The organism is Janibacter hoylei PVAS-1, from assembly GCF_004025845.1.
Taxonomy (GTDB): Bacteria; Actinomycetota; Actinomycetes; order Actinomycetales; family Dermatophilaceae; genus Janibacter; species Janibacter hoylei.
Genome location: NZ_PIPF01000005.1, coordinates 155,747 through 170,234 on the forward strand (window position 1 = coordinate 155,747; position 14,488 = coordinate 170,234).

Below are 14,488 nucleotides of genomic sequence, written 5' to 3' on the forward strand. Positions count from 1 at the left end.
GGGGCGCGCCACCCCCTCGCCCCTGGGCGTGGATATCGACGATGGACGCGGTCATTGCCGCGCCCATCGTCGACAACTGCGCCAGGACGTCGAGACGGGACGACAGAGGGCCTTCACTCCGCCCACCATCCGCCTCTCACCCCACCTCTCTGGTCGAGGTGAGGTCACCTCTGGCGCTCACGCGTCGACGGTCTGCTGCTCCCAGGCCGCGTACCCGCAGACGAGGTCGGTGACGTCCGGGTGGCCGACCGAGCGCAGCAGGCTCGCCGCGATGCGCAGGGCACGGACGTTAATACCCCCGGGGGCATCTGTCCAACCCAGCTCGGCGGTCGCAGACCTGGCCAGGCGTCGCTGTTGCCACATGGCTGCCCCTCTCCGGGCAGCCATGCGCGCACAACGTTGGTGGGTTGGGCGAAGGGAGGGTGAGTTCAGTCCCACCGATACCCCGCGGGGTATACTCCGTCTGTCACGACACGCAGACGGAACGGGAGGACGGACATGCAGTACGGCATCACGACCACCGTGGACGCCCCCTTCGAGCTGGCCCTGTCTGCGACGCGCGAGGCGCTCGCCGACCAAGGCTTCGGTGTCCTCACCGAGATCGACCTCGCCGGCACGCTCAAGGCGAAGGTCGACGCAGACCTACCCCCCTACGTCATCCTCGGTGCCTGCCGTCCCCAGCTGGCGCAGCAGGCGGTGGCCCACGAGCCCTCGATCGGGCTCCTACTGCCGTGCAATGTCGTCGTGCGCGCCGACGGCGACGTCCGCACCGTCGTCGAGGCCCTCGACCCCGACATGATGGTCGGGGTGACGGACAATGAGCAGCTGCAGGACGTCGCAGCCGACGCCCGCACCCGCCTCGACACCGCTCTGGCCTCGCTGCCGAGCAGGGTCTCCTGACCCACCGACCCCGAAGGAGAGAGACATGGTCACCCTCGACATGGAGGACATGGGCCCGGTCGTCAACCGACTGCGCCGCGCCCAGGGTCAGATCGGCGGCGTCATCCGCCTCATCGAGGAGGGGCGCGACTGCAAGGAGGTCGTGACCCAGCTCGCCGCAGCGAGCCGCGCCCTCGACCGCGCGGGCTTCGCCATCGTCTCCTCTGGCCTGCGAGAGTGCCTCTCCTCGCCCGACGGGGTCGACGAGGACGACCGCGCTGCGATGGAAAAGCTCTTCCTCACCCTCGCCTGACGCCCGGCGGCGGGGGCGGCTGACCGGGCGGCGGCCCACCCACACCCGGAGGGTGCGGGGAGGCCTGCGCCGCAGCGGGACCCGCGGCCTGCCACGGGGTGAGCCCGCGCTGCATCCCGTCGGCGATCTGCTCGATGGCACGACCGCTGCTGCGCCAGCCGCCGGCCTCGGTCTCCCACACGAAGGTCCAGCCCTCACGCACCTCGACGTGCCAGTGCCGCCCGAAGACCATCCGGCCGAGCAGGGCGAAGGGCAGGACGAGCAGCAGCAGGAGCAGCTCCAGGGCGACGACCAGCGCGACGATGGCGATGGGGATGATGAGGAGCAGCAGCAGGACACCGATGATCATGCTGATCGGGTCGTCGCCGAGCCCCGACCCGCTGGGGACCTGCCACCAGTCCCCGATGCTCGACCTGCGGCGCCACGGCATCCAGCGCCTCGAGACCCGCCACGTCCTGCCCTTGGGGTCGACGACCTTCATGGCTCTCCCTTCGTCCTGTCGGGCCCCACCCTGCCAGCGCGGGCGCCGCGCGCCGTGGGGAGCGCTCCCCATCGAGACCGGCCGTGACCGTCCGATAGCGTCCGTCGCGACGAAGGGAGCAGACGTGGCCGTGACGGAGGGCGGGGACCCGCAGCGGATGCACGAGGTGAGCGGGCAGCTCGCCGACAGCGCGGGCCTGATCCACGACATCGCCCAGCGCGGGACCGGACAGCTGGCCCTCCTGCTCGCGAGCTGGTCGGGCCCCGACGCGGAGGGCTTCGCGCACGCGTGGCCCGATGCCCGGTCGGCCCTGGCCCGGGCAGAGACCTCGTGCCGCACAATGGCGACCGAGCTGCAGCAGCAGGCCGACGACCAGGAGCGCGGGAGCGCGGCGCGGGCCAGCGCGGGCGCGAGCACCGGGCGCGCGCTCGGCACGGGCGCGCCCGACTCCCTCGCCGGACCGCGGGCGCCGATCGGTCTGGGCGTGCCGGACCTGCCGCTCGCCAACGAGATCACCGCACCGGCAGCACCCCCGCCGCCCTCCGACGACCCGCTCGAGGGGCAGCTCGGCGAGATCCCGCCCGAGGTCGCCGCGCAGTGGGAGACCTACACGGACGACGAGCGCCGGGCGATCCTCGAGCAGATGGTCCTCGAGCAGGCGGAGGAGTACGGGATCGACCCACCCCCGCTCGTGAAGTTCGGTGATGCGGACGGCGATGCCGGCGCGTACTACGACCCCAACCTGTGGAACCGCGGTCGCGGCCGGGTCGTCATCGACGACTCCGACCTGGCCAACCCCGACGTGCTCAACACCGCGTCCCACGAGACCCGCCACGCCATGCAGCAGCAGGCCGTGGAGGACGGCACGACGAGCTGGTGGGAGGACTGGCGCGGCATCGAGCCGACCTACGACAACGGGGTGACGCCGGAAGAGGTGGAGGCGTGGCACGACAACCAGGGCGACTACACCGAGTGGGACGAGGACCCGCAGGGCTATGTCGACCAGCCGCTCGAGGCCGATGCCTTCGAGGAGGAGCGTCGCCGTGCCGAGGAGCTCACCCCCGAGGAGCTCGACCGGCTGCTCGAGGCCTCGGAGTCCGGCTGACCCTCACGTCTCCCGGTCGACGAGCCAGCGGAGCAGCGGCGCGACGTCGTCCGGCAGCGGCTCGTCGACGGCCGTCCAGCGGACCTCGTCGATCTCGGCGGCCGGGTGCACGACCGGCCCCGTGACGTGCGACAGGTGCGGGTGCCGGAAGACGCTCGCGATGAGCGGTCGCCCCGCCTCGTTGGCGGCCGCGGTGCGGTGGACGGCGACGAGCTCGAGGCGCTCCGCGTCGAGCACGAGGCCGAGCTCCTCCTCGACCTCGCGCAGCGCGCACTGCGCGGCGGTCTCGCCCGGCTCGGGCTTGCCGCCGGGGTGCATGAAGGCGGCGGTGCCACGCTTGCGCACCGTGAGCACCCGCCCTCCGGCATCGCGCAGGTCGACGGCGCTGACGACGATCGCGTCACCGACCTCACGGGGCCGGTCGCTCGCGAGCGCCGCGTAGACGAGGGTGTCGGTCCACTCGCCCTTGCTGAAGAGGTCCTGCCGGTGAGTGGCCTCGTGACGCATGCCGAGGCGCTCGCACAGCGCGGCCGAGGCGAGGTTACGGGCATCGAGCTCGGCGACGACGCGGTGCACGCCGTGGTGGTCGAAGGCGTGGTCGAGCACCGCCGCGGCGGCCTCCGTCGCGAAACCCCGCCCGGCGTCGTCGGGGTGGAAGACCCAGCCCACCTCGCACGTGGCTCCGCTGGCGTCCCTGGCCCACAGTGCGACGTCACCGACGACTCGCCCCTCGTGCTCGACGACGAGGGCCAGCCTCCGTCGTGGCCCGTCGAGCCCGGTCCGCTCGACGCGCTCGGCGATGCGCTCCCGGGCGATGGCCGGGGTCCACGGGGGCTCGAGCAGGTGATGCGCCACCTGCGGGTCGCCGTAGTACGCGAGGCTGGCGTCGAGATCGGCGTGGGTGTATGGCCGCAGCAGCAGCCGCTCCGTGGTGATCGGCAGCAGCGAGGTCGAACCCGTCATGCCGGGTCGAGGACGAACCACACGTCCGGGCCGTCGACGACCTCGTGCACGTCGACGACCCGACCGTCGACGGTGCGCGTGGCCTGACGACGGGGGGTGACCCCCTTCGCTCGCATGACGTCGTACTCGTCGGCGACGCGCAGGACCGACCACGGGCGCTCCTGCGTGCCGTCGCCCGTGGCGAGGACGCTCGCGACGGACAGCGTGTGCAGGGTGGCTTCGCGACGGGCGGCGTCGTCATCACCCAGCGCTTCGTGCGCTGCGGCGAGCAGGCGGTGGGCCAGGGGGTTGAGGGCGGCACCGGGCATCTTGGCGTGGACCGCGTCGAGCGCCTCGCGGTGACGCCCCGCCTCGAGCAGCGGGATGACCCCCCGCAGGTCGACGTCGGGGTCGAAGCTGCCTGAGGACCGCACCGCGTGGCGCAGCGCGGCCAGGTTGGCGGGAGTCTGCTCGGTCAGGTACCGCGTCACGAGCTCGCGCAGCGTCTGGGCGTGGGCCTCGGTCATCGTCCCTCCTCGGGTGGTCTGCCCCGACCGTATCCGCCGCGCGGGAGTGCAGGCCACGCTCGGCTGGCTCCCAGACACGATGCCTAGGGTTGTCACGCACCCCATCCCGGAGACGCCATGACCGAGCCCACCGCCGCGCCCCCGCCCACGGAGCCGACCGCCGTGCTGCCCGAGGAGGCGATCCGACGGTTCGCGCAGATCCGCGACGAGTTCACCCGGATGATGCTCGGCTACCGCTTCGGGATGGAGCAGGTCGCGACCCGGCTGGAGATCCTGCGCGAGGAGTTCACCGAGCTGCACCTCGACAACCCGATCGAGCACATCTCGACGCGGGTGAAGTCCCCCGAGTCGATCCTCGAGAAGGCGGCGCGTCAGGGCGTCGAGCTCGACATCCCGCAGCTGCGCGAGCACATCACCGACATCGCCGGCGTGCGGGTCATCTGCTCCTTCGTCGCCGACGTCTACCGACTCATGGCCGCGCTCACCGACCAGCCGGACATCACGGTGCGGGTCGTCAAGGACTACATCGCCAACCCCAAGCCCAACGGCTACCGCTCGCTGCACGTCATCCTCGAGATCCCCGTCTTCCTCTCCTCGGGTCCGGTGCAGGTGCCCGTCGAGGTGCAGTTCCGCACGGTCGCCATGGATTTTTGGGCGAGCACGGAGCACAAGATCTTCTACAAGTACGAAGGGGACGTCCCGGCCGATCTGCGGCAGCGGATCACCGACGCGGCCGGCACGGCGGCCCGGATGGACGAGGAGATGGCGCAGCTGCACCGGGCGGTGCACGGGGACTGAGCAGGTCCCGGGCATCCCGTCCACAGGCCCTGTTACCAATTCGTGTCCACATGCCCTACTCTTCTCCCGACCCCACACACGGGGGTTGCCACCGGGTCGCCGAATCCTGCCAGCCCGAATGGCCCCTGACACGTCACGGCAGGAGCGGGGGACCCACCGATCCACGGCACTCGTGCCTTGGGGTGCAGTCCTCTCGGTCTTCGGACCGGAAGGGCGGGGTGCTTCTCCACCTCAACCCGACAGCTAACTCCGTAGGCGCAGGAGAGTTCGCCATGTCGATGTTCTACACCGGGCGCCACCGCGCCCCCAGCAAGTCCTCCCAGACCGGCAAGCGTGCGGGCGCGACCATGGTCGCCGTCGCGGCCGTCAGCCTCGGTACCGCCACCGCCGGTGCGCAGAGCGCGACCGCCGCCCCCGCGACGCAGTCGACCCAGTCGGCCACCGCCAAGGCCTCCTTCTCCGGTCTGGTCAAGCAGGGCTCACGCGGCACCGTCGTCAAGCAGATCCAGCGCAAGGTCGGCGTGACCGCCGACGGCGTCTTCGGCCCGAAGACCAAGGCGGCCGTCAAGCGCTGGCAGAAGCGCAAGGGCCTGGCCGCCGACGGCGTCGTCGGTCCGCGCACGGGCACCAAGATGGGCCTGAAGTCGTCGAGCAGCCGCTCGACCTCGACCCGCTCCTCGCGCACCTCGACCCGCTCGGTCTCCAGCAGCTCGGTCCTCTCGACCGCCTCCAGCCTCGTCGGCACCCCGTACCGCTCCGGCGGCACGACGCCCTCCGGCTTCGACTGCTCGGGCTTCACCAGTTACGTCTACGCCCGCCACGGCAAGACCCTGCCGCGTACGGCCGAGCAGCAGCGTCGCTCCACGTCCCGCGTCTCCTCGCCCCGCGCCGGCGACCTCGTCTTCTTCGGCGCCCCGGCGTGGCACGTGGGCATCTACGCCGGCAACGGCAAGATGTACGACGCCGGCAACTCGCGCGTCGACACGACCAAGCGCGCCATCTGGACCAGCGCCGTCACCTACGGCCGCGTCTGATCCGACCGGCCCAGCCGTACGCCACGAAGGGCGGTCCCGACCACGGTCGGGACCGCCCTTCGTCATGCCACCCCACCGCATTTCCCTAGGGAAATGACCACCCCACCCCCCTGACGGCCACCCCAGCCCGCATTTCCCTAGGGAAATGCGCACCCCCGCCCGTATCTGCCTAGGGAAATGCGGGGTGGGAGCGGCGGGGTAGGAGAGGGCGGGCAGCCGGGGCGCGTTACCAATCCGTGACCATGTGATCTATGGTCGACCGCGGCCCGGACGCATGTCGGGCACCGTCGGGGCACGCCGAGTCCCACCACCCCGACGGATCCCCTGCAGAACCGGTGGGAGCGGAGGACCCAACCTCTGGCCGCGAGGCCTCGGGGTGAAGTCCACCGGCTCGGCCCCTGCCGAGCCATCGGACGGGGTGGTCTCCACCCCAACCCGACAGCTAACTCCGCAGGCGCCAGGAGACACAGCATGATCACCTTCCACACCCCGCGTCACGGCGCACCCCGAGCCCGCGCCGCCGCCTCCCGCGTCGGCGCCGGAGTCCTCGCGGCCACGGCCCTCGGCCTCGGCGCCTCGACCGCCTTCGCCGGCAGCGCCTCCGCCAACGGCGGGCCGCAGGCCCCGACGACGCAGTCCTCGACCGCCGGCGGCGCGCAGAGCAGCGACTCGACGAGCAGCTCCAGCAGCTTCACCGACATCGTCCGCGTCGGCGACACCGGCGGTGTCGTCGAGCAGATCCAGGACGAGGTCGGCGTGAGCGCCGACGGCGTCTTCGGCTCCGAGACCGAGCAGGCCGTCACGCAGTGGCAGGCCGAGCACGGCTTGGCCGCCGACGGCGTCGTGGGCCCGGAGACCGGCTCCGAGATGGGCCTGACCGAGAGCGGCTCCACCAGCGGCCAGGCGACCGCGGCGGCCTCGACCGACGGCGGCACCGCGGAGATCTCGACCGCGAGCACCTCCGACTCCTCGATCGTCAGCACCGCCCGCAGCCTCATCGGCTCGCCCTACGTCATGGGCGGCACGAGCCCGTCCGGCTTCGACTGCTCCGGCTTCGTCCAGTACGTCTACGACAAGGCGGGCAAGGAGCTGCCGCGGACGACCGACCAGCAGCAGGCGGCGGCCACCCCGGTCTCCGACCCGCAGCCCGGCGACATCGTCTTCTTCGGCAACCCTGCGTACCACAACGGGATCTACGCCGGCGACGGCAAGATCCTCGACGCGGGCAACTCGAGCACGGGCGTCACCGAGCGCGAGATCTGGACCGACGACGTGTCCTACGGCCGCTTCTGAGCGATGCGATGACGCAGGCCCCCGACCCCAGCGGTCGTGGGCCTGCGTCGTGTCGTGAGACACTAGACTTCTACACTTGTAGTCGCACCATGAGGAGACCGGCCGTGACCCGCACCCACGCCACCGGAGGCCCGCTCGAGCTCACCCAGGCGGACCTGCTCCCCCTTCGCGCCTGGCGTCGCGCGCACGAGGAGCCCGCCCATCCGTCCTTCGCCCGCTGGGTCGACGACGCTTGGGAGACCATCACGGCACGGCACCACCTCGTCGCCCTGACGTCCGCCGCCCGCGGGCTCGTCGCGAGCGGCGTGGAGGCCGGCGACCGGGTCGCGCTCATGGCCGACACCCGCTACGAGTGGCTGCTGCTCGACGAGGCTGTCTGGGCCGTCGGCGCGGGCACCGTCCCCGTCTACCCCTCCTCCTCGGCCGGGCAGCTCGAGTGGATCCTGCGCGACTCCGGCGCCCGCCTGCTGCTCGTCGGCACGGCCGACCAGGCCGAGACCGCCCGCGGCCTCGGGCTCGACGTCGAGGTGCTCGTCATCGACGAGGACGCCCTCGAGGTCCTCGGCGAGCGCGGCCGGCAGGTGCCCGAAGCGCGCGTCATCGAGCGTCGCGACGCGGTCACCCTCGACGACCTCGCCGGCATCGTCTACACCTCCGGCACCACCGGCCGGCCGAAGGGCGTGGTCCTCACCCACCGTCACCTCGCGGCCGAGGTCGCCGGGTGCCTCGACCACCCCATCGGCTCGGTGGGCCGACCGGGGCGGCGTATCCTCATCTTCCTGCCGATGGCCCACGTCCTCGCCCGATCGGTCGCCTACATCGCCGCCCAGTCCGGCGCGACGGTCGGCTTCTGGGCGGACTTCGGCAGCATCGTCGACAAGCTCGGCTCCTTCCGCCCGCACATGGTCGTCGGCGTGCCGCGCGTCTTCGAAAAGGTCCACGACGGCGTCCGCAGCCAGGCCTCGGGGCAGCGAGTGTCCGCCGTCGTCTTCACGAAGGGGGAGCAGGTCGCCCTCGCGTGCAGCCGCGCCATCGGCGAGGGCGAGGGTCGCCCGAGCCTGCCGCTGCGCCTCGCGCACGCGGTCTTCGACCGACTGCTCTACACCAAGGTCCGCGCCGCGCTCGGCGGCGAGATGGAGTACGTCATCAGCGGTGGCGGGGCGCTCGGCGAGCGCCTCGGGCACTTCTTCCGCGGAGTCGGCGTGCCCGTCCACGAGGGCTACGGCCTCACCGAGACCTGCGCGGCCATCACGGTCAACGGCCCGGGCGTCCAGCGCGTCGGCACGGTCGGGCGGCCGCTGCCCGGCAACGAGGTGCGGGTGGCGGACGACGGGGCGATCAGCGTCCGTGGCGCCGTCGTCACCGACGGCTACTGGGGCAACGACGAGGCCACTCGCGAGGCGATCGTCGACGGCTGGTTCGCCACCGGCGACCTCGGCACGCTCGACGACGATGGCTACCTGACGATCACCGGGCGGGCCAAGGAGATCATCGTCACCGCCGGCGGCAAGAACGTCTCCCCGGGCCCCCTCGAGGACGTGCTGCGCACCCACCCCCTCGTCTCCCAGGCCATGGTCGTCGGCGACGGACGCCCCTTCGTCGGCGCGCTCATCACCCTCGACCCCGAGCGCGAGCGACCCGCCGACCCGCAGGCCGAGCTCCAGCAGGTCGTCGACGAGGCCAATGCCCTGGTGTCCAAGGCCGAGGGGATCAAGCGCTTCGTGGTCCTCGACGACGACTTCACCGAGGAGAGCGGCGAGCTCACAGCGACGCAAAAGCTCAAGCGGCACGTCATCACCCAGCAGCGCGCCGACGTGATCGAGGGGCTCTACAGCCGACGCTGACGGCCGGCCTCAGACGTCGGCCGGCACGGCCGTGAGCACGACGTTGTCCCGGTAGTGCTGCTCCCCGTCGATCGTCATCACCGGGCCACCGCAGGTGACGACAGCGAGCTGGCGGGGACCGTCCACGGCGAAGAGCGATCGAGGCAGCGACACCTTGGAGTAGCGTTGCAGACTCGTCGTGACGAAAGCCGAGCGCCTCCCTGCGCCGTCGGTGACGTAGACGAGTGCGCCGGCGCGAGCTTCGCTGAGTCGGGCCAGAGCTCCCGGGGTACCTGACAGGTCGACGTGACCAGCGAGCAGGGTGGTCCCCGCGCCGCCGCCCAGTGGGGCCGACCACACGTCGCGTCCCACGCGCCACGGTTCCCGAGGGATGGCCAAGGAGCCGCCGCTGAACTTCACCCCGTCGAGACTGGCGTAGATCCCGAGCGACGGCACATAGAGCCGGTCGGGCCCCATCCGCTCGGGCGACATGACGAGGCCGGGGCTCGACGCACTGGACGAAGCGCTCGTCGCCGGGGCCGGGTCGTCCGGGATCGCGTCGACGGTCGCCGTACGCGTCGTGTCCGGTGTCGGTGACGCCACCGCGTAGGTCCGGCTCGGGACCGGCGCCGCGGCGGGCTCATCGCCCCCCGCGAGCGACCACCGCACCAGCCCTGCGCCCCCGGCGACGAGGCCGAAGGCGACGAGCAGCAGGACGAGGCGTCTCAGGTTGCGGCCCGCCCGGTCAGTCGGCGCGACGGGCCCGCACGGCGACCCCGAGGCCGCTCAGGACGAGCAGGCCGCCGCCGAGCAGACCCAGCACGTTCGGGCCGGCGACGTCCGGGACGCCGGCGTTGATCGTGCGGGCCTGACTGCGCTGGGACGCCTGGGAGCTGTCGGTACCGAAGTGGGCCTCGCAAGCCACGGCGTTGTTGTTGGCATCAAGCCGGTGCGGGTCCACGGCGGGGCCACCCTGGCTGGTGAAGAAGACCTGCGCCTCGGCCTGCGAGATGAAGTCCTTGCAGTCCTTGTCACCGATCGGGACGGTCGACCGAGCCGGGGCAGCTGCGGCCACGGGAGCCGACTGCGCCGCAGGCGCCTGAGCTGTGGCCGGTGCGGCAGGAGCTGCCGGTGCCGCAGCGGCAGCCGGAGCCTGTGCCGCCTGCGGGGCCGCTGCGGCAGCTGGAGCCGCTGGCACCGCGCCCCGTGCCGGGGCAGCTGGGGCGGCGGCTGCCGTGGCAGGAGGAGTCGCCGGCGCGGCAGCCACCGTGGCAGGGGCGGCGGCGGGAGCGGCGGCGGCCTCGCCGACCCCATCTCCGGACCCGTCCTGCTCGTCGGCCGCCATGGGCGAGCCGCACGACGCATTCAGCAGCGCGTTGACCGGCGTAGCACCATCCGTCCACATCGCTGGAGCCCAGTCGGTGCCCTCCTCCGCCGTCGACGGATCAAGCTCGCCGGCAGTCAGCGCGACCGCCATGACCGATGCATCGCCTCCCTCGACGATCTCGGCCGCCGGGGCGATGACCGCGGTGAGGTCGGCATCGTCGGCCGCAACCGAGAGCCCGCGCGCCGTGAGTGCCTCCCGCACCGAGGTCACCAGTGCGGGATCGACCCCTTCGGCGCTCGTGAGCGTGAAGCTGGCGCCCGGTGTGCACAGGTCGGTCGGCGCGGCAGCCCACGCCGGAGTGGCGAGTGTCAGCGCGAGGCCGCCCGAGGCGATGAGTCCGGCGATGGTGGTCCTGGCAACGATGGTGCGCACGTCTGCTCTCCCCATGACGAAGCGACAAGGCGCTCCCCCCGCGGGCGCGCCGGTGATCGGCAAGATATACCCGCCCGGGGTCAGCCGGGAAGCCCCGCCGTCGGTGGCGGCTGGCAGGCTGGGCCCATGGGCGAGACTCACGAGGGGCACCACCAGCACCGAGGCGATGGGACGCACTTCGACGACAAGGCGGCGACCTGGGACGACGACCCGGACAAGCAGCGGCAGTCGGGTGAGGTGGCGGCGGCGATCGCGGCGAGGGTCCCCCTTCGCCCGCGCGTCCGGCTCCTCGAGTACGGCGCCGGCACCGCGCTGGTGACCACGGCGCTGCTGCCGCACCTGCCGGAGGCAGAGGTGACGCTCGTCGACAGCTCCTCGGGGATGCGGCGTGTGCTCGCCGACAAGGCCGCCGACGGCAGGCTGCCCTCGCCGACACGCGTGTGGGGCCTCGACCTCGAGGCCCAGCCGGTGCCTCCGGAGCGCTTCGACCTCGTCGTCACCTCCAACGTCCTGCACCACGTCGGTGAGCTCGACCGGGTCCTCTCGGGCTTCGCCCAGCTCCTCGACAGCGGTGGGCACGTCGCGGTCGCCGACCTCGACCGCGAGGACGGCAGCTTCCACGACCACGACTTCGGCGGGCACCACGGCTTCGACCGCAGCGAGGTCGCCGCGCGGCTCGAGTCCGCGGGCTTCGCCGACGTGACCGTCGGTGACGCCGGCCGGGTCGTCAAGGGAGGCCGCGGGTACCCGGTCTTCCTCGCGGTCGGCCGACGCCCATGACCCGGCTCGTCACCGATGCGGAGCGGCGCGCCCGCCTCACGACGCGGCAGGCGCTCCACCCCGAGCACCGGGCCGACGACGTCGTGGCTGCGGCCCGGGCGGTCGTCTGCCTGCACGCGACGGAGGCGGCCACCGTGCACCTCGCGGTGGGGGCACGGACGACGGGGGTCACCCCCTCCGACGTCGAGGGGGCCCTCTACGACGACCGCAGCATCGTCAAGCAGCTGGCGATGCGCCGCACGCTCTTCGCCTTCCCCCGCGACCTGCTGCCCGCCGCGCTCGCCGTCGCCCGCGGCCGGATCGCGCCCGAGCAGCACCGGCTCGTCTCGCGCGACGCCGCCCGCCACGGCATCGCCGACGACGGCGAGGCCTGGCTCGCGACCGCGGGCGCGGCGGTCGAGCGGCGGTTGGCCGGCGGCGAGGCGCTCACGGCCGCCACGCTGCGCGCCGAGCTGCCCGAGCTCACCGGCGCCATCACGGTCGACGAGGGCAAGCGCTACGGCGGCACCTTCAACCTCGCACCCCGCGTGCTCACCTGGCTCGGCGCCGAAGGGCGGATCACCCGCGGGCCCAATGCCGGCCACTGGCGCCTGTCGAAGCCCGCGTGGACCCTCATGGCCCCGTGGCTCGGGGAGGAGCCCAGCGTCCCCGACCTCGCGGCCGGCTACGCCGAGCTCGTCCGGCGGTGGCTGGAGCAGTACGGCCCGGGCACGCTCGACGATGTCCAGTGGTGGCTCGGCGCGACGAAGGGAGCGACCCGCACCGCCCTCGAGGACGTCGGCGCGGTCGAGGTCGACCTCGAGGGCGGCCGCACCGGGTGGCTCCTGCCGGACGACCTCGACCCGGTCGACGAGGTCGGGCCGTGGGCCGCGCTGCTGCCGACCCTCGACCCGACGACGATGGGGTGGAAGCACCGCGACTGGTACCTCGACCCCGCCCACCGCGACCTGCTCTTCGACAGCAATGGCAACGGCGGCACGACCGCGTGGTGGCAGGGGCGGATCGTCGGCGCCTGGGTCCAGGACGACGACGGGGTCGTCTCGGTTGTCGAGTGCCCGGGCACCGACCTCTCCGGCGAAGGGAGGTCCGCCCTCGCCGCCGAGGCGGCGCGGCTCACCGCCATGCTCGACGGGGTGCGGATCACCAACGTCTACTCGTCCCGCCTCATGAAGGGCGAGCCCCTGCCCTGATCGGCTCCCGACCCGCCACAGGAGGGCCACAGGGAGCCCACAGCACCGCCACGGTGCGAGCCGCGAGTGTTGCTCGTGCAGCGACCACCACGTCAGGAGCCGACCATGACCCGCCAGCAGCGCACCCGCCCCACCTACGAGGGCCGGGCCCTCCCCCGCCCCGACGACGAGCTCGTCGACCAGGGCGCCGGATTTGACGTCGCGACCCTGCTCACGCGCCGTCGGGCGCTCGGCGTCCTCGGGCTCGGGCTCGGCTCGGCGGCGCTCGCCGCGTGCGGTGCCGACGGATCGGGCTCGTCGACGAGCAGCGCCACCTCGGGGTCCGCGACGAGCAGCGCCGGCTCGTCGACGGAGATCCCCGAGGAGACCAACGGCCCCTACCCCGCCGACGGCACCGTCGACGACGTCAACGTCCTCTCCGAGTCGGGCATCGTCCGGCAGGACATCACGACGAGCCTCGACGGCGGTGACCGCGTCGTTGGCGTCCCGCTGACGATGGACTTCACCGTCACCGACATGGCGCAGGGGGCTCCCTTCGCCGGGGCGGCCGTCTACATCTGGCACTGCGACGCGCAGGGCCGCTACTCGATGTACACCCAGGGCGTCGAGGACCAGACCTGGCTGCGCGGGGTGCAGGTCGCCGACGACGACGGCCGGGTGAGCTTCACGACCATCGTGCCGGGCTGCTACTCCGGTCGGTGGCCGCACATCCACCTCGAGGTCTACCCCGACGTCGACTCCGCGACCGACGTCGACAACGTCATCGCGACCTCGCAGGTCGCCTTCCCGCAGGACATGCTCACCCAGGTCTACGCCCGCGACGAGTACGACGGGTCGACCCGCAACCTCGAGGGCGTCGGCTCGGTCGAGGACGACGGGATCTTCGCCGACAGCCTCGACCAGCAGCTGGCCACGATCACCGGGAGCGTCTCGAAGGGGTACACCGCCAGCCTGGCGGTCCACGTCGACACGACGACCGAGCCCAGCGTGGGTGGCGGCATGGGCGGTGGCGGCGGCCAGCCGCCCTCGGGTGGCCAGGGCGGTCAGCCGCCGTCGGGCGGTCAGCCGCCCTCGCAGGGGTGACGCCGGGCAGACTGGGCGCATGAGCGACGTCGACGACGCCTACGCCCGGGCCACAGGGGCCGACCAGCCGCAGGACGAGGCGGTCGCGCTCGCCCACCGCCTGCTCGACCTCGCGCGGACCGGCGACGTGGACGGCCTCGTGCCCTACCTCGACGCCGGTGCCCCGGTCGACCTGGCCGACGAGGCGGGCAACACCCTGCTCATGCTCGCCGCGTACCACGGGCAGGCGAGCCTGGTGGGCGAGCTCGCCCGTCGCGGCGCCGACGTCGACGCCCTCAACGCGCGCGGTCAGTCGCCCCTCGCCGGCGCGGTCTTCAAGGGTGAGGCCGAGGTCGTGGCCGCACTGCTCGAGCGCGGCGCCGACCTCGACGCCGGAGCGCCCTCGGCGCGGGCGACGGCCGAGGCCTTCGGTCGCACCGACCTGCTCCCCGACCGCTGAGACGACACCGGCACCACCTGCCCCACGCCCCCGGGAGAGACC

At 72.8% G+C, this 14,488-nt stretch carries 17 protein-coding genes and 2 riboswitches; of the genes, 11 read left to right on the forward strand and 6 right to left on the reverse strand.

What is annotated here, in order from left to right; all coding sequences use genetic code 11:
- Window positions 1-177: 177 nt before the first annotated feature.
- Window positions 178-363, reverse strand: a complete 186-nt coding sequence (locus tag CWN80_RS05935; RefSeq protein WP_007923851.1) for a rhodanese-like domain-containing protein — start codon at window positions 361-363, stop codon at window positions 178-180.
- A gap of 135 nt (window positions 364-498) precedes the next feature.
- On the opposite strand from CWN80_RS05935, the gene CWN80_RS05940 reads away from it, so the two are divergent.
- The gene (locus CWN80_RS05940; RefSeq protein ID WP_007923850.1) at window positions 499-900 is read left to right on the forward strand and encodes a DUF302 domain-containing protein; all 402 of its coding nucleotides are present in this window, start codon (window positions 499-501) and stop codon (window positions 898-900) included.
- Window positions 901-925: 25 nt separating this feature from the next.
- Window positions 926-1,192, forward strand: a complete 267-nt coding sequence (locus tag CWN80_RS05945) for a metal-sensitive transcriptional regulator (protein WP_007923848.1) — start codon at window positions 926-928, stop codon at window positions 1,190-1,192.
- Here the strand turns inward: CWN80_RS05945 and CWN80_RS05950 are convergent.
- Window positions 1,179-1,673 (reverse strand): hypothetical protein, encoded by a 495-nt coding sequence (locus CWN80_RS05950; RefSeq protein WP_007923847.1) that lies wholly within the window; start codon window positions 1,671-1,673, stop codon window positions 1,179-1,181. The genes CWN80_RS05945 and CWN80_RS05950 overlap by 14 nt on opposite strands.
- Window positions 1,674-1,797: 124 nt before the next feature.
- On the opposite strand from CWN80_RS05950, the gene CWN80_RS05955 reads away from it, so the two are divergent.
- On the forward strand, window positions 1,798-2,778 hold the full coding sequence (locus CWN80_RS05955; protein WP_007923845.1) for a WXG100 family type VII secretion target: 981 nt from the start codon (window positions 1,798-1,800) through the stop codon (window positions 2,776-2,778).
- A gap of 3 nt (window positions 2,779-2,781) precedes the next feature.
- Here the strand turns inward: CWN80_RS05955 and CWN80_RS16000 are convergent, their stop codons facing one another.
- Together CWN80_RS16000 and CWN80_RS05965 are read right to left on the reverse strand one after the other, a co-directional pair.
- Window positions 2,782-3,741, reverse strand: a complete 960-nt coding sequence (locus CWN80_RS16000; protein WP_007923843.1) for a GNAT family N-acetyltransferase — start codon at window positions 3,739-3,741, stop codon at window positions 2,782-2,784.
- The gene (locus CWN80_RS05965) at window positions 3,738-4,247 is read right to left on the reverse strand and encodes a DUF4919 domain-containing protein (protein WP_007923841.1); all 510 of its coding nucleotides are present in this window, start codon (window positions 4,245-4,247) and stop codon (window positions 3,738-3,740) included. The genes CWN80_RS16000 and CWN80_RS05965 overlap by 4 nt, the downstream gene beginning before the upstream one ends.
- A 117-nt stretch (window positions 4,248-4,364) precedes the next feature.
- Between CWN80_RS05965 and CWN80_RS05970 the strand changes: the two genes are divergently transcribed.
- From CWN80_RS05970 to CWN80_RS05985, 4 genes are all read left to right on the forward strand, one after another.
- Window positions 4,365-5,045, forward strand: coding sequence for a GTP pyrophosphokinase (locus CWN80_RS05970; protein ID WP_007923839.1), 681 nt, complete (start codon window positions 4,365-4,367; stop codon window positions 5,043-5,045).
- Window positions 5,046-5,142: 97 nt separating this feature from the next.
- Window positions 5,143-5,311: riboswitch (cyclic di-AMP (ydaO/yuaA leader) on the forward strand.
- Between the two features lie 6 nt (window positions 5,312-5,317).
- Window positions 5,318-6,079 (forward strand): C40 family peptidase, encoded by a 762-nt coding sequence (locus tag CWN80_RS05975; RefSeq protein WP_128277009.1) that lies wholly within the window; start codon window positions 5,318-5,320, stop codon window positions 6,077-6,079.
- 315 nt (window positions 6,080-6,394) lie between these two features.
- A riboswitch (cyclic di-AMP (ydaO/yuaA leader) is annotated at window positions 6,395-6,552 on the forward strand.
- Window positions 6,551-7,372: a C40 family peptidase gene (locus tag CWN80_RS05980; protein ID WP_007929762.1), complete on the forward strand. Its 822-nt coding sequence runs from the start codon at window positions 6,551-6,553 to the stop codon at window positions 7,370-7,372. Its footprint overlaps the riboswitch before it by 2 nt.
- A gap of 104 nt (window positions 7,373-7,476) precedes the next feature.
- Window positions 7,477-9,216, forward strand: coding sequence for an AMP-dependent synthetase/ligase (locus CWN80_RS05985; RefSeq protein WP_007929759.1), 1,740 nt, complete (start codon window positions 7,477-7,479; stop codon window positions 9,214-9,216).
- A 9-nt stretch (window positions 9,217-9,225) separates the two neighbouring features.
- On the opposite strand, the gene CWN80_RS05990 is transcribed toward CWN80_RS05985, so the two are convergent.
- Both CWN80_RS05990 and CWN80_RS15520 read right to left on the reverse strand, forming a co-directional pair.
- Window positions 9,226-9,864, reverse strand: coding sequence for a class F sortase (locus tag CWN80_RS05990; RefSeq protein ID WP_007929757.1), 639 nt, complete (start codon window positions 9,862-9,864; stop codon window positions 9,226-9,228).
- Between the two features lie 76 nt (window positions 9,865-9,940).
- Complete coding sequence (locus CWN80_RS15520) at window positions 9,941-10,954, reverse strand: excalibur calcium-binding domain-containing protein (protein ID WP_007929755.1); 1,014 nt, start codon at window positions 10,952-10,954, stop codon at window positions 9,941-9,943.
- Between the two features lie 126 nt (window positions 10,955-11,080).
- Between CWN80_RS15520 and CWN80_RS06000 the strand changes: the two genes are divergently transcribed.
- The 4 genes from CWN80_RS06000 (at window position 11,081) to CWN80_RS06015 (ending at window position 14,446) form a co-directional block, all read left to right on the forward strand.
- Entirely contained in the window at window positions 11,081-11,734 is a 654-nt protein-coding gene (locus CWN80_RS06000; RefSeq protein ID WP_007929754.1) for a class I SAM-dependent DNA methyltransferase, read from the forward strand.
- Window positions 11,731-12,924 (forward strand): winged helix DNA-binding domain-containing protein, encoded by a 1,194-nt coding sequence (locus tag CWN80_RS06005; protein WP_128277010.1) that lies wholly within the window; start codon window positions 11,731-11,733, stop codon window positions 12,922-12,924. The genes CWN80_RS06000 and CWN80_RS06005 overlap by 4 nt, the downstream gene beginning before the upstream one ends.
- Window positions 12,925-13,029: 105 nt before the next feature.
- The gene (locus tag CWN80_RS06010) at window positions 13,030-14,007 is read left to right on the forward strand and encodes an intradiol ring-cleavage dioxygenase (protein ID WP_007929404.1); all 978 of its coding nucleotides are present in this window, start codon (window positions 13,030-13,032) and stop codon (window positions 14,005-14,007) included.
- 19 nt (window positions 14,008-14,026) lie between these two features.
- Window positions 14,027-14,446: an ankyrin repeat domain-containing protein gene (locus CWN80_RS06015; protein WP_007929405.1), complete on the forward strand. Its 420-nt coding sequence runs from the start codon at window positions 14,027-14,029 to the stop codon at window positions 14,444-14,446.
- The last annotated feature ends 42 nt before the right edge of the window (window positions 14,447-14,488 follow it).

Bases quoted from the DNA above. Each gene is read 5' to 3' on its own strand.
- CWN80_RS05935 (WP_007923851.1), bottom strand. From the start codon at position 363: ATGTGGCAACAGCGACGCCTGGCCAGGTCTGCGACCGCCGAGCTGGGT.
- CWN80_RS05940 (WP_007923850.1), top strand. From the start codon at position 499: ATGCAGTACGGCATCACGACCACCGTGGACGCCCCCTTCGAGCTGGCC.
- CWN80_RS05945 (WP_007923848.1), top strand. From the start codon at position 926: ATGGTCACCCTCGACATGGAGGACATGGGCCCGGTCGTCAACCGACTG.
- CWN80_RS05950 (WP_007923847.1), bottom strand. From the start codon at position 1,673: ATGAAGGTCGTCGACCCCAAGGGCAGGACGTGGCGGGTCTCGAGGCGC.
- CWN80_RS16000 (WP_007923843.1), bottom strand. From the start codon at position 3,741: ATGACGGGTTCGACCTCGCTGCTGCCGATCACCACGGAGCGGCTGCTG.
- CWN80_RS05965 (WP_007923841.1), bottom strand. From the start codon at position 4,247: ATGACCGAGGCCCACGCCCAGACGCTGCGCGAGCTCGTGACGCGGTAC.
- CWN80_RS05970 (WP_007923839.1), top strand. From the start codon at position 4,365: ATGACCGAGCCCACCGCCGCGCCCCCGCCCACGGAGCCGACCGCCGTG.
- CWN80_RS05975 (WP_128277009.1), top strand. From the start codon at position 5,318: ATGTCGATGTTCTACACCGGGCGCCACCGCGCCCCCAGCAAGTCCTCC.
- CWN80_RS05980 (WP_007929762.1), top strand. From the start codon at position 6,551: ATGATCACCTTCCACACCCCGCGTCACGGCGCACCCCGAGCCCGCGCC.
- CWN80_RS06000 (WP_007929754.1), top strand. From the start codon at position 11,081: ATGGGCGAGACTCACGAGGGGCACCACCAGCACCGAGGCGATGGGACG.
- CWN80_RS06005 (WP_128277010.1), top strand. From the start codon at position 11,731: ATGACCCGGCTCGTCACCGATGCGGAGCGGCGCGCCCGCCTCACGACG.
- CWN80_RS06010 (WP_007929404.1), top strand. From the start codon at position 13,030: ATGACCCGCCAGCAGCGCACCCGCCCCACCTACGAGGGCCGGGCCCTC.
- CWN80_RS06015 (WP_007929405.1), top strand. From the start codon at position 14,027: ATGAGCGACGTCGACGACGCCTACGCCCGGGCCACAGGGGCCGACCAG.